Source organism: Dermacoccus abyssi, assembly GCF_003515945.1.
In the GTDB taxonomy this organism is placed as follows: Bacteria; Actinomycetota; Actinomycetes; order Actinomycetales; family Dermatophilaceae; genus Dermacoccus; species Dermacoccus abyssi.
Genome location: NZ_QWLM01000001.1, coordinates 99,327 through 111,717, shown reverse-complemented (window position 1 = coordinate 111,717; position 12,391 = coordinate 99,327). Strand labels below are relative to the sequence as shown.

General features: G+C 68.7%; 13 protein-coding genes. 6 read left to right on the top strand and 7 right to left on the bottom strand.

Going from position 1 to position 12,391, the window contains the following annotated elements:
• The first annotated feature begins 31 nt into the window (after window positions 1–31).
• From sigE to D1832_RS00515, 3 genes are read left to right on the top strand one after another with little or no spacing between them, the layout of a single operon-like run.
• Window positions 32–721, top strand: coding sequence for an RNA polymerase sigma factor SigE (gene sigE / locus D1832_RS00525; protein ID WP_118912165.1), 690 nt, complete (start codon window positions 32–34; stop codon window positions 719–721).
• On the top strand, window positions 718–1,302 hold the full coding sequence (locus tag D1832_RS00520) for an anti-sigma factor (protein ID WP_118912164.1): 585 nt from the start codon (window positions 718–720) through the stop codon (window positions 1,300–1,302). Before sigE ends, D1832_RS00520 begins: the two co-directional genes overlap by 4 nt.
• A 31-nt stretch (window positions 1,303–1,333) precedes the next feature.
• Window positions 1,334–1,828 (top strand): twin-arginine translocase TatA/TatE family subunit, encoded by a 495-nt coding sequence (locus D1832_RS00515; RefSeq protein WP_182434598.1) that lies wholly within the window; start codon window positions 1,334–1,336, stop codon window positions 1,826–1,828.
• Between the two features lie 301 nt (window positions 1,829–2,129).
• Here the strand turns inward: D1832_RS00515 and D1832_RS00510 are convergent, their stop codons facing one another.
• The 4 genes from D1832_RS00510 to D1832_RS00495 form a co-directional block, all read right to left on the bottom strand.
• Window positions 2,130–3,263, bottom strand: coding sequence for an Mrp/NBP35 family ATP-binding protein (locus D1832_RS00510; protein WP_118912163.1), 1,134 nt, complete (start codon window positions 3,261–3,263; stop codon window positions 2,130–2,132).
• A gap of 99 nt (window positions 3,264–3,362) precedes the next feature.
• Window positions 3,363–3,962 carry a DUF1003 domain-containing protein gene (locus tag D1832_RS00505; RefSeq protein ID WP_118912328.1) on the bottom strand — a complete coding sequence of 200 codons (600 nt, stop codon included), beginning with the start codon at window positions 3,960–3,962 and terminating at the stop codon, window positions 3,363–3,365.
• 77 nt (window positions 3,963–4,039) lie between these two features.
• Window positions 4,040–5,347: a magnesium transporter MgtE N-terminal domain-containing protein gene (locus tag D1832_RS00500; RefSeq protein WP_118912162.1), complete on the bottom strand. Its 1,308-nt coding sequence runs from the start codon at window positions 5,345–5,347 to the stop codon at window positions 4,040–4,042.
• Window positions 5,344–5,988, bottom strand: coding sequence for a hypothetical protein (locus tag D1832_RS00495; protein WP_118912161.1), 645 nt, complete (start codon window positions 5,986–5,988; stop codon window positions 5,344–5,346). Before D1832_RS00495 ends, D1832_RS00500 begins: the two co-directional genes overlap by 4 nt.
• 258 nt (window positions 5,989–6,246) lie before the next feature.
• Here D1832_RS00495 and D1832_RS00490 point away from each other — a divergent pair, with 258 nt between their 5' ends.
• Window positions 6,247–6,948 carry a L,D-transpeptidase family protein gene (locus tag D1832_RS00490; protein ID WP_182434597.1) on the top strand — a complete coding sequence of 234 codons (702 nt, stop codon included), beginning with the start codon at window positions 6,247–6,249 and terminating at the stop codon, window positions 6,946–6,948.
• A gap of 79 nt (window positions 6,949–7,027) precedes the next feature.
• On the opposite strand, the gene D1832_RS00485 is transcribed toward D1832_RS00490, so the two are convergent.
• Complete coding sequence (locus tag D1832_RS00485; protein ID WP_370562647.1) at window positions 7,028–8,530, bottom strand: aminopeptidase P family protein; 1,503 nt, start codon at window positions 8,528–8,530, stop codon at window positions 7,028–7,030.
• A 107-nt stretch (window positions 8,531–8,637) separates the two neighbouring features.
• Between D1832_RS00485 and D1832_RS00480 the strand changes: the two genes are divergently transcribed.
• Complete coding sequence (locus D1832_RS00480; protein ID WP_118912159.1) at window positions 8,638–10,104, top strand: threonine/serine exporter family protein; 1,467 nt, start codon at window positions 8,638–8,640, stop codon at window positions 10,102–10,104.
• Window positions 10,105–10,110: 6 nt separating this feature from the next.
• On the opposite strand, the gene D1832_RS00475 is transcribed toward D1832_RS00480, so the two are convergent.
• Window positions 10,111–10,932: a hypothetical protein gene (locus D1832_RS00475; protein ID WP_118912158.1), complete on the bottom strand. Its 822-nt coding sequence runs from the start codon at window positions 10,930–10,932 to the stop codon at window positions 10,111–10,113.
• Window positions 10,933–10,955: 23 nt separating this feature from the next.
• A complete protein-coding gene (locus tag D1832_RS00470; protein ID WP_147362579.1) occupies window positions 10,956–11,462 on the bottom strand; it encodes a hypothetical protein in 507 nt (168 codons plus the stop codon).
• 24 nt (window positions 11,463–11,486) lie between these two features.
• Between D1832_RS00470 and D1832_RS00465 the strand changes: the two genes are divergently transcribed.
• A complete protein-coding gene (locus D1832_RS00465) occupies window positions 11,487–12,338 on the top strand; it encodes a PHP domain-containing protein (protein ID WP_118912326.1) in 852 nt (283 codons plus the stop codon).
• Window positions 12,339–12,391: the final 53 nt, after the last annotated feature.

Sequence of the window (12,391 nt, the reverse complement as noted above, 5' to 3'; positions counted from 1 at the left end):
TGTCGACTCGTTCGACCGGGAAGGACATGAGATGAGAAGCCAGGTGCCGGACACGGTCAGCGACCCGGTTCACCCAGTCAACACGCGCTCGCGCGTCGTCGTGCCCGAACGGGCACCCGAAGGCTGGGCTCCGCCGACGTGGGAGGAGATCGTCACCGAGCACAGCCCGCGCGTCTACCGCCTGGCCTACCGCCTCACGGGCAATGTTCACGACGCCGAGGACCTCACGCACGACGTCTTCGTCCGCGTGTTCAACTCCCTGAGCTCCTACCGGCCGGGAACCTTCGAGGGCTGGCTGCACCGCATCACGACGAACCTCTTCCTCGACCGCATGCGTCGGAAGCAGCGCATCCGCTTCGACGCGCTCGCCGACGATGCCGACACGCGCCTGCCCTCCACGGCCCGAGGCCCCGAGCAGGTCGTGCTCGACGCCGAGTTCGACGATGACGTGCAGCGCGCGCTCGACGCCCTCGCGCCCGACTTCCGTGCCGCTGTCGTCCTGTGCGACATCGAGGGGCTCTCCTACGAGGAGATCGCGGCCACCCTCGGACTCAAGCTCGGCACCGTGCGCTCCCGCATCCACCGCGGGCGCGCCGCACTGCGTGAATCGCTCGCGCACCGTTCGCCTGCGGCCCGCGAGGAGCGCCGACGCGCCGGTGGTGTCGTGCGCGCAGCCACCGACGGGCTCGGAGGGCCCCGCACAGCCCTAGGGATGTCGTGACGCGCCGCTACAGGGAGGGCCACCTCGGAGAGTTCGTCGACGCCTACGTCGACGGCCAACTCGACGAGACGAGCTCCCACCTCGCCGCACGACACATCATCAGCTGCGAGGGCTGCCGCCAGAGCGTCGAAGCCGAACGTGCCATCGTCCTGCAGGTGCGCCGAGTGCCCCTCGACCCCGGACGTCACGCTCGCCTCGTCGCAGGGCTCGTTGCGCTCGACACACGTGATTCGTCGTACGACACACCTCGTGGCGAGGCCGCCGTGCATTCCCCGGCGAAGGAGGAGCGGGTCCACCTCCTCTCCCCGGACGCCCCCGCGCAGTACAACCGATCTTCCCGACGCCCGGTTCTCGGCATGGTCGCGCTCGCGGCAGCCTGCGGCGCCATCGTCATGAGCAGCGCCGCCCACCCGCGCAGCACGGCACCCGGCGCCCCCACCATGGCGTCCAACGCCCAGACCACCGACCACTTCGACGCGCCCGAGGTGCGCGGCGAAGGGCCACGATCGGTTGCCCGCAGCGCCTGGTCCGTCGTCCTGATTCAGGCGAACGACGAGCGATCAGGCAGAATGGCTCCATGATCGAGATCGACTTGGCAGGGGTGACGCGCGCGTGAACATCCCGTTCATCGACATCAACTCCGGCGAGTTCATTCTCATCGTCATCATCGCTCTCGCGCTCATCGGCCCGAAGCGCCTGCCGGAATACATCGCGAAGTTGCGCACCTTCATCCGCACCGCACGCGACATGGCCGAAGGTGCCAAGACCCAACTCAAATCCGAGATGGGCCCCGAATACCAGGACATCGACTGGCGTCAGTACGACCCGCGTCAGTACGACCCGCGCCGCATCGTTCGCGAAGCCCTCTTCGACGACCCCGACGCCGACATCGCCGCCGAAGTCGGCCTCACCGAACGCCGAGCCAACGGCTCCACCGCGGCCGGCGCCGTCGGCCCCGACCACGCTGCATCCGGCGTCGGCGCCGAAACCCCCCGTGCAGGCGTCGGCGGCGAGGACACCCAAACGATCCCCATCGCCCCGCGCTCCCACATCACCGCCGAATACCACCCCGACCGCACCACGCCGTTCGACACCGACGCGACGTAGGCGCTCCCTTGCCCTATCTTCCGGTGATCTGACCTCGCAAGCTCGGTCAGATCCCTCGGTGCGACAGGCCATCGGGGGCGAGTCGGCTCCCAGCGCGGTCCGGTTGGTCTGCGCTGCTCACCTTCTCCCCGCGGGGCCAGTGCCCTCGCAAGCTTGGTCCTGCCTCGCGGCTCAGGCACGCTGGCTTCCGGGGTCCCCTTGGTCGTCGTGGCCGGCGCGCCGGCCACGCGGCGAAGCTGCTCGACATGACGAAGCGCCTCGGCCAGACCTTTCGGTCCGGCCGAGGCGCTTCGTGTTCGCCTTACTTGCGGTTCGGGGTGAGGCCCAAGCTGCGGCCCGCCAGGCCGCGCGCACGCGTGCCGAGACCCTTCGCGATCCCGCGCAGCGCCACCGCGGCGGGGGAGTCGGGGTTGCCCACGACGACCGGCGTACCCGCGTCAGCGCCCTCACGCAGCGTCGTGTCGAGCGGAATCTGGCCCAGCAGCTCGACCTTCGCGCCGATGGCCTGCGTCAGCGAGTCGGCGACCGTCTGGCCGCCACCCGCACCGAAGATCTCCTGACGCGTGCCGTCCGGCAACTCCAGCCACGACATGTTCTCGATGACGCCGGCCACGCGCTGCTTCGTCTGCAACGCGATCGCGCCGGCGCGCTCCGCGACCTCCGCGGCAGCCTGCTGCGGCGTCGTCACGACGAGGATCTCCGCCGTCGGGATGAGCTGCGCCACCGAGATGGCGATGTCACCCGTGCCGGGCGGCAGGTCGAGCAGGAGGACGTCGAGGTCGCCCCAGAAGACGTCCGCGAGGAACTGCTGCAGCGCACGGTGCAGCATCGGGCCACGCCACACGACGGGCTGGTTACCGGGCACGAACATGCCGATGGAGATGACCTTCACGCCGTGGCTGTCCGGCGGCAGGATCATGTCGTCAACCTGCGTCGGGCGCTGCTCGACGCCGAGCATGCGCGGCACGGAGAAGCCGTAGATGTCGGCGTCCACGACACCGACCTTGAGGCCCCGCTCCGCCATCGCGGCAGCGAGGTTCGTCGTGACGGACGACTTGCCGACGCCACCCTTGCCGGAGGCGACGGCGTAGACGCGCGTCATCGAACCCGGCTGCGCGAAGGGCACCTCGCGCTCGGCCTGACCGCCACGCAGCTGCTCACGCAGGTCCTTGCGCTGCTCGTCGGTCATGACGCCGAGCGTCACGTTGACGCCCGTCACGCCCTCGACGCCCATGACGGCCTTGGTCGTGTCCTCGGTGAGCTTCGACTTCAGCGGGCAGCCCGCGATCGTCAGAAGGATCGTGACGGCGACGTGGCCGCTCTCGGAGACGTCGACCGAGTCGACCATGCCCAGTTCGGTGATGGGCTTCTTGATTTCAGGGTCTTCGACCGTCGCGAGGGCAGCGCCGATGGCATCGAGAGTGGGAGTGGACATGCCATCCATCGTACGACCCAGTAGGAAGTGCTCATGCCGGGGCGACGTGGTGTTGCACACGTCCGCCTTGCCGCCCGGAGACGGCGGGAAGGACGCTGATCAGGCGCCGCTCGAGACGTCCTTGCGCCGCGGCTTGCGCTCGTTCTTCGGCCGCTCCGCGCGACCGCCCAACTCCTCGTCGTCCTCCGGTGAGGCGAGCATGCCGCGCTCCTCCATCTCCTCCAGGAGCGAGCGCAGCTCGGAACGGACGAAGTCACGCGTCGCGGTCTCACGCATCGCGAGACGGAGCGAGGCCACCTCGCGGGTGAGGAACTCGGTGTCGGCGAGGTTGCGCTCGTCGCGTGCCCGGTCCTGTTCGAGACCGACACGGTCACGGTCGTCCTGACGGTTCTGCGCGAGCAGGATGAGCGGCGCCGCGTAGCTGGCCTGCAGCGACAGGATGAGCGTGAGCAGCGTGTAGTTGAGCGCACGAGGGTCGAACTGGGCCGATTCGGGCATGAAGGTGTTCCACGCCAGCCAGATGGCGACGAACAGCGTCATCCAGATGAGGAACGTCGCCGTGCCCATGAAGCGCGCGAACTTCTCGCTCGCGACACCGAAGTTCTCGGAGTCCATCGAGAAGCGCGGCAGCACACTCGCGCGCTTCTCCTGGGGCTGATCGAGGCGCCCCGTGCTCTCGCCGCGTTCGTCGCCGCGCATCTCGCGGCGCGCTTCCTTGAGAGCGTCGCGGCGCATCTCCTCGCGGTTGTCGCGACGTTCGTCCTTGCCGCTACGGCTCATGCGTCCACCCCCGGCAGCTTGCGGTCGTGGTGAAGGTCGTGGCGCTCCTCACGCCAGTCCTCGGGAAGGATGTGGTCGAGCACGTCGTCGACCGTGACGGCGCCGAGCAGGCGCCCGTTGTCGTCGACGACGGGCAGCGAGACGAGGTTGTACTGCGCCAGCGTGCGCGTCACCTCACCGAGAGGAGCCTCGACGTTCAGCGGGTCGATGGTCGAGTCGACGACGTTGCCGACCGACGTGTGCGGCGGCTCGCGCAGCAGACGCTGCGTGTGCACCATCCCGAGAAAGCGTCCCGTGGGCACCTCGAGCGGCGGGCGCGCGATGAAGACGGCCGACGCGAGGGCCGGGTCGAGCTCCTCACGGCGCACGACGGCGAGTGCCTCCGCGATCGTGGCTTCCGGGCCGAGGATGGCGGGCTCGGTGGTCATGAGACCACCGGCGGTGTTCTCGTCGTAGGAGAGGAGGCGTCGCAGCGGCGCGGCGTCCTCGGGCTCCATCCGCTTGAGCAGGTCCTCGGCCGTCTCGGGCGGCAGGTCGCCGAGGAGGTCGGCGGCGTCGTCCGGTTCCATGGCCTCGAGGACGTCGGCGGCACGGTCGGTGCCAAGCGCGGCGATGATCTCGACCTGGTCGTCCTCGGGGAGCTCCTCGAGGACATCGGCGAGCTTGCCGTCGTCGAGGGCCGCGGCCACCTCGGCGCGCCGCTTCGGTGTGAGGTCGTGGATGACCTCGGCGAGGTCCTCGACGCGCAGGTCGTCGTACGCCTCGAGGAGTCGCTCGGCCGACTGCTCCTGGTGCTCGCGGTGCAGACCGAAGACGTCGCGGATGTCGTGCAGGCTCGTCTTGCCCGCGCGTCGACGCGCCAGCCGGTTCATGGCCCGCGACGCGCTCGAGGCGCTGCCGGACTCACGCACGAAGACCTTCGTGATGTTCCAGTCGCGGCGCTGGTTCTGCTCCATCAACATGTCCTCGACCGTGCCGACGAACTCCTCGGCCTCGGGGTCGCGCACGGTGACCTGGCGGTCAAAGAGCTCGGCACACACGAGGGTCTCGTTGTGGCGCTGCTCGAAGCGGCGCATGTTGACGAGACCGGTGGTGATGACCTTGCCCGCGTCGATGGAGGTGACGCGCGTCAGCGGCAGGAACACGCGGCGGCGCTGGACGACCTCGACGACGAGGCCGATGACGCGCGGGCTCGGATTCTTGCCGAAGACGACGACGACGTCACGAACTCGCCCCACACGGTCTCCGAGCGGATCGAAGACGGTGAGGCCGACGAGGCGGGCGACGAAGACGCGGGTACTCACGGGCTAACCTTAGCCGCGCCGCCGTCGTCACCCGACCCGGCTTCCGGCGAGGCAGGACCGCTTTCGTTCGTCGCCTGTTCGTCGGCGCGTTGCGCGGCACGGTTCGCGCGCTCGGCGGCGGCCCGTGCGGAGCGGGTGGGCCAGGACGCCGGACGCCGGCCGTCATCGGGACGGTCACCGGGCGTCTGCTGCGCCGGGGTGGGTGTGTCGGATGTCGAGCCACTCTCCGCGGCTGGCGGCGGCAGCTTCTGTCCGCGCAGCACGACCGTGGTGAGGTCGGGAACGAGCCGCAGAACTGTGGCCTCCTCACGCCACCGAGCCACGATGTCGCCTCCGGGAGCGTTGAGACGCCCCGCCTTGAGAGCGCCCGTGGCGGCTTCCCAATCGTCGTCCTCGGGCGAGACGACGGAGGCCTCCGCGTCGAACGAGACGAGGCGAGCGCGAGACTCCTTGGCCCGAGCGACGACGCTCGTACGCCCCACGTGGACGGGGCTGTACTGCTCACCCGGGCCCGTGACGACGTACGCGACACCGTCGACGACCACGTGCCAACACGGTGCAGACCCGGCCGCGGAGGTGAGCCACAGCAACCCCGACTTCGCGAGGGCTTCGGCGACGAGACGGTCGGTGGGTGCACTCATGCACGCAGTATTTCATTGCGATTTCGTTGCAGGTGCTCGCTACACGGCTCCGGCGGCGGAGCCGCATCGGGTTTCTCTGGCATGATGGACGTTGGTTTAGATGGAACGACGTACGAGCGCTGCGGGCGCGGTGTCGTCGACGGTTCGACGAACATCGACCTCTTGGGGAACCGGACGCCTCGCAGTTGCGTCATAGGTACGCGGGAGGGAAACCGCAGCGGCCGAGTGGTCGCCCGTTCCACGAGAAGGAGACGTGTCATGGAACACAACGAAATCAGCCGCCGCGGTGTCGTCGCGGGTGCTGCCGCCATGGGCGCACTGGCCGCCGTGGGTACCGGCGTGGCCACCAGCGCCTCCGCAGCCAACCCGGTTCTCAAGGCCGGTAGCCGCGGTACGTCCGTCACCGCGCTTCAGAAGCGCCTCAACTCGCTCGGCTACTGGTGTGGCACGCCCGACGGTGTCTTCGGTGCACTGACGGTGCAGGCCGTCCTCGCCATCCAGAAGGTCGCTGGTCTCGGCCGCGACGGGGTTGTGGGTGCCAAGACGTGGGGCGCCGTCAACCGCGGAACCCGCCCGGGCAGCCGTCGCGGTGGTAACCGCATGGAGGTCGACAAGCGTCGCCAGATCGTCATGGTCGTGCGCGGTGGTTCGGTGAAGTACATCTTCAACACCTCCACCGGCAACGGTGAGCTGTTCACCTACTACGGCCGCAAGATCCGCGCGACCACGCCGTCCGGCGAGTTCCGCATCAACCGTCGCGGATCGAACGGCTGGGACTACGGCGCACTCGGTGGCCTGTGGCGCCCGTTCTACTTCAACGGTGGCATCGCCTTCCACGGCTCCGCGTCCATCCCGGCCTACCCGGCCTCGCACGGTTGCTGCCGCCTGTCCGTGTCGGCGCAGAACTTCCTCATCGCGAACCGCCTGCTCTATATCGGCGAGCCGGTCAGCGTCTACTGATCGCGGACGCCCCCACGATCGACGACGGCCCGTCACCTCCTCTCGGAAGTGACGGGCCGTCGCTCGTCCGGGCAGAACGTCAGCGACTCCAGACGTCCTTGATCCAGGCCTCGACCTCGTCAGGCTCACGGGGAAGGGCCTTCGACAGGTTCTCGTTGCCGTCGGCCGTGATGAGCACGTCGTCCTCGATGCGCACACCGATGCCGCGGAAGCGCTCGGGGGCGAGCTCGTCGTCCGCCTTGAAGTACAGGCCCGGCTCGATCGTGATGATCATGCCCTCGCTGAGTTCGGCGTCCATGTACTCCTCCTTGCGCGCCAGGGCGCAGTCGTGGACGTCGAGGCCGAGGTGGTGGCTCGTACCGTGCACCATCCAGCGACGGTGGTACTGGCCGTTCTCCGGGTCGAGCGTCGCCTCGACGTCGACACCCTCGGGAAGAAGGCCCCACCCGTGCAGGCGCTCGGCGATGACGCGGATGGCCGCGGCGTGGACGTCGGAGAACTTCGCACCGGGTTTCGCGGCCGCGAAACCGGCGTTCTGAGCGTCGAGGACGGCCTGGTAGATCTCGCGCTGGGCAGGGGAGAAGGTTCCCGAGACCGGCAGCGTACGCGTCACGTCGGCGGTGAACAGCGAGTCGACCTCGACTCCGGCATCGATGAGGATGAGGTCGCCGGAGCGGATCTCGCCGGTGTTCTTGATCCAGTGCAGCGTGTTGGCGTGGTCGCCGCTCGCACAGATGGAGTCGTAGCCGACGCCATTGCCGGCGTGACGCGCGTGGAGTCCGAAGACGCCCTCGACCCAACGCTCACCGCGACCGCGGTGTACCGCTTCCGGAAGGTCGGCGACGACGGCCTCGAAGCCACGTGCCGTGGCGTCGCAGGCCTCGCGCATCTGGCCGACCTCCCACGCGTCCTTCGTCAGGCGCGCGGTGGACAGGAAGCGTGCCAGCTCGGCGTCCTTGGCCTGGACGGCCTCGGTGGCCGCCTCGTCGAGGTGGGAACGCACCTGCTCGATCTGGGCAGTGATGTCGGCGTCGGCGTCGCGCACGACGAGGACGTCGACGACGCCGGCGTCCTTCGCGACGGCGTCACCGAACTCGTCGATGTGACGGGCCGTCACGCCCAGTTCGTTCGACATGTCATCGAGTGTGGGTCGGGCACCGACCCAGAACTCTCCGTAGCGGCTGTCACCGAAGAACTCCTCGGTGTCGCGGCCTGCGAGGGGCTTGAAGAACATCTGGGCTTCGTGGCCGCCCTCGGGGCGCGGCTCGAGGACGAATACGGCGTCCGGTTCACGATCGGCGCCCAGACCCGTCACCCAGGCAAAGGCCGAGTGGGGACGGAACTGGTAGTCGCAGTCGTTGCTGCGGACCTTGAGTCCGCCTGCGGGGATGACGAGCCGTGCGTCGGGGAACTCCCGCGAGAGGGCCTCGCGACGGGCCGGCGTGAAGTCTGCGACCGCGGCGCGTGGCGTCGGTGTCGTGTCACGCGGCGCCCAACCGGAGGCGACGAACTCGCGGAACTGCGCGCCGCCGGGACGGCTTCGGTGCTCTGCTTGCTGCTGCTTCTCACTCACACCTCCCATTGTGCCCCTTCGCGCCGACACTGCGCCGGGTGGGCGGCTTGCCGACCTGGGGTGGGTATGTCGCACAATGACGGGTGGCTGATGGTGGATGCGACAAGGTGGTGAAAATGCCCGAGGGCAACATGCGTGGACGGCCCCAACGATCGACGCCGGGCGGTTCGACACGCGTGCGAGGACGAGCTCGATCGGTGCTGCGTCCGAGCGGTCCTCCGACGATGCCCATCGCGGTTCGGGGCGGGAGCGACTACGTCTCGGAGTGGCACACCCGCGCTGTCATCGACTTCTGCCTGCGTCTCGGCGAGGCCATGCTCGTAACCGGGGCCTCCGTCGCCGACACGACAGCTGCCCTGTTGCGGGTCTGCCGCGCCTACGGCCTCTCGAGCGTCCACGTCGACATCACCTACACCTCCGTGACGCTCAGCATGCACCGCGGCGTGCATCGCGACCCCATCACCGTCATGCGCATCGTCAGTTCGATGGGTACGGACTACTCGCGCCTCGAGGCGCTCCACTCCCTCGTGCGCGAGATCGGTGCCAGCGGCAGCGAGCCCGTCGACATCGAGGACAACCTCGGTGAGCTCGAACGCATCCTCGAGATGCCGCACTCATACCGTCGCGGCGTCGTGACGGCAGCGTGGGGTCTCATGGGCGCCGGTGTCGCCATGCTTCTCGGTGGTGGTCTCATGATGATCCTCATCTCCGGTGTCGCCACCGCGCTCATCGACTACGTCCAGGTGCGGTTCGCGCGGATGGGGCTGTCGACCTTCTTCGGACAGGTCATCGGGGCGACCATCGCAGCCGGCATCGCGGTGGCATTGCTCGTCATCCGCGATCACACCGGCGGCATCTGGTGGCTCGCACAAGTGCGCCCGAGCATCGTCGTGGCCTCGAGCATCGTGGTGCTGCTGGCCGGTATGTCCGTCGTCACCGCTGCGCAGGACACCCTGGACGGCTTCTACCTCACCGCCGGTGCGCGCACGTACGAGGTCATGCTGCTGACCGGCGGCGTCGTGGCCGGGGTTCTGCTCGTGCTGAGTCTCGCGCGTCGCATCGGGGTGAACCTGTACGTCATCCCCTCGGACGGGTTGGCGCAGAACGTCGTCGTCCAGATCCTCGCCGGAGCGCTGCTCGGCGGCGCCTTCGCCGTCTCGGCCTACTGCGCGCCCCGAGCGGTCCTCGTCTCGATCGTCACGGGCGGGGTCTCGTGGCTCCTCTTCGCCACGTTCAACATCCTGGGGGGCACCTCGCAGCCCGTTGCCTCCGGAATCGCGACCTTCCTCATCGGGTGTGCGGCACCGACGGTGGCGCGGCGACTGCACGTGCCGAGCATCGCAGTGACCGCCGCGAGCATTGTTCCCTTGCTCCCCGGTCTCGCGGTCTACAAGGGCATCATGTACTTCGTCACGGACAACGAGGACAACAACTGGGTCGACTCGTTCCTGCTGGCGATGCTCGTGGGGCTTGCGCTGTCGGTCGGCGTCTCCCTCGGGACGCTGCTCGGCCGTCAGATTTCCGCAGGCGCGGACTCACTCACCTCGAAGGTGTTGCGTCGCACCGTCCAGCAGACCGACTGACGCGCGTCACTTCGACGTCGACGACGCCGTGGGCTTCGTGGACGTGCTGCTCGAGGGTTTCGCCGAGCCGGTTGTCTTGTTGGACGAGGAGGGCGCCATCGAGGACGAACTCGACGAGGACGCTGTGCTCGACGAACTGGAGCTCGGCTTAGGCGGGTTGGACGTCGAGGTGGGAACGGGGGCCGGTGTCGTGCCGCTGGCGGTCGAACCCTTGTCGCCCTTCTTCGTCCACGTCAGGCCGGCGAGGAACGACGTGAGGGTGGCCTCGTCACGCTTCGCGTCGGCCTGGGCACTCGTCAGCGTGATGACGTAGAGGGCTTTGTCGTGCGCCACCATCGTGTAGGTCCGCTGCAGTTCGACGTTCTTCTCCGTCGACTTGGCCGTGAAGGCCACCGACTTCTCACCCCCGACGGTGCGCTCGGGGAGCCGCTCCACGCTCGCGCCGTCCTGGCGAGCCTGCATCATCGCCATCTGGACGGTCTTGTCGAGAGCCGGCGCGGGGGAGACCTTCGAGCGGGTGATCGCGATCGTGGGGGCGACGTTGTGAGCGACGGTGGCCGAGGAGAGGTAGGCGACGGCCTGGGCCTTCTTCGACAGGTTCCATCCGCTGGGCACCACGAAGTTGAAGACCTTGTCGGAACTCACGACGGCGCCGGGGCTCGGCGACGTCACCGGGTTCGGGTTGGGCGCAGCCGTCGTCGGCGACTGGGCACCGTTCGTGAACGTCGACGACGTCGGTGTGACGTCCTTCGGGTCGGCGCCCGAACTACAGGCCGTCAACGAGACGAGGACTGCAGCGGTGAGGGCGGCGACGACGTGGCGAGGCATGAAATCCAGCCTATCGACGTGGCTCACGCGCCCTGGGAGCGACGCGCGGCGCACCGCGCGAGCCACGGCGTGACCGGCCTGCGCCACAGCAGATAGACGGCCGAGACACCGACGACGACGGTGACGAGCCCCAGAAACGCTCCCGGGCCGAAGGAACGCACCGCGGAGAAGGCGAACGTGAAGGTGTAGACGGTGGCGAAGAGCGTCGCGAGAGGCCGTCCGCTGGTGCGACCGATGGCGCACAGCCGAGCGACCACGAGCCAGAGCGCCACGAACGTCACGCCGGTGCCTACACCGAACCAGTACGCCTGATCGGTGGCTCGCTCGAGCGCCTTGCCGTCGAGGGAGCGGTCGAACTCGTCGGCGAGGCGGGCCGTCTGGGCCCGGATACCCTCCCGATCGAGTGCCGTCGTGAGGGTCGACAACGCCTGGACGAGCGCGCCTGCAAGCATGAGCCACACCGCGTACCGCACGGGTTGGGGCATGGCCTCGCCTGTGGTCGTGTCGTCGTCGGAGCGGGAGGATTCCACGACGAGCAAGGCTAACGTGTGAGCGTGCGTATCGACCTTCACACCCACTCCACCTGTAGCGACGGCACGACGACGCCGGCTGAGGTGGTCGCAGAAGCGGCTCGCTCCGGCCTCGACGTCTTCGCCCTCACCGATCACGACACGACGCGTGGTTGGGACGAGGCAGCCGCTGCCGCCCGTGAGCACGGCATCGACCTCGTACCCGGCATCGAGGTCTCGTGCAAGCACGAGGGAATCAGCATCCATCTGCTTGCCTACCTCCCGCCCACGGACGGCGAACTGATCACCGAGCTCGAGAAGGCCCGCTCGTCGCGCCTCACGCGAGCGCAGCGCATGGTGGAGCGCTTGGGTGAGGATGTCGACATCACGTACGAGCAGGTGCTCTCCGTCGCCGGTGCCGATGCGACCATCGGGCGGCCGCACATGGCGGACGCTCTCGTCGCGAACGGCGTCGTCGCGAATCGCTCCGAAGCGTTCGAGCGCTACCTCTACAACGGCAGCCCGTACCACGTCGGCCATTACGCGCTCGATCCCGTGCGCGCCGTGGAGTTGGTGCGCGCGGGCGGTGGAGTGCCTGTCATGGCGCACCCCTTCGCCGAATCGCGCGGGCGCATTGTCGACGAGGACGTCGTGCGTGCCATGGCTGACGCCGGCCTCGTCGGCATCGAGGCGCACCACCGCGACCACGATGCCTCACAGGTCGAGCGGGCGCTCGCGATCGCCCGGGAGCGTGACCTCGTCGTCACGGGCTCCAGCGACTTCCACGGAGCCGGCAAGCCCAACCGATTGGGGGAGAACACGACTGCTCCCGACCAATACGAACGGCTGCTCGCCGGGGCTTCCGGCGGTACCGAGGTCGTGCGGGCCCGCCACTGAGCCGTGTGATCGCGTCGTGAAGTGAAGGACGAACGCCGTCGGCCCGGGAACCA

Coding starts and splice junctions, on each gene's coding strand:
- D1832_RS00485 (WP_370562647.1), bottom strand. CDS start 8,530: ATGGGAGGTGTGAGTGAGAAGCAGCAGCAAGCAGAGCACCGAAGCCGT.
- D1832_RS00505 (WP_118912328.1), bottom strand. CDS start 3,962: ATGCGCGGCGACGAACGCGGCGAGAGCACGGGGCGCCTCGATCAGCCC.
- D1832_RS00480 (WP_118912159.1), top strand. CDS start 8,638: ATGCCCGAGGGCAACATGCGTGGACGGCCCCAACGATCGACGCCGGGC.
- D1832_RS00495 (WP_118912161.1), bottom strand. CDS start 5,988: ATGAGTGCACCCACCGACCGTCTCGTCGCCGAAGCCCTCGCGAAGTCG.
- D1832_RS00490 (WP_182434597.1), top strand. CDS start 6,247: ATGGAACACAACGAAATCAGCCGCCGCGGTGTCGTCGCGGGTGCTGCC.
- D1832_RS00475 (WP_118912158.1), bottom strand. CDS start 10,932: ATGCCTCGCCACGTCGTCGCCGCCCTCACCGCTGCAGTCCTCGTCTCG.
- sigE (WP_118912165.1), top strand. CDS start 32: ATGAGAAGCCAGGTGCCGGACACGGTCAGCGACCCGGTTCACCCAGTC.
- D1832_RS00510 (WP_118912163.1), bottom strand. CDS start 3,263: ATGTCCACTCCCACTCTCGATGCCATCGGCGCTGCCCTCGCGACGGTC.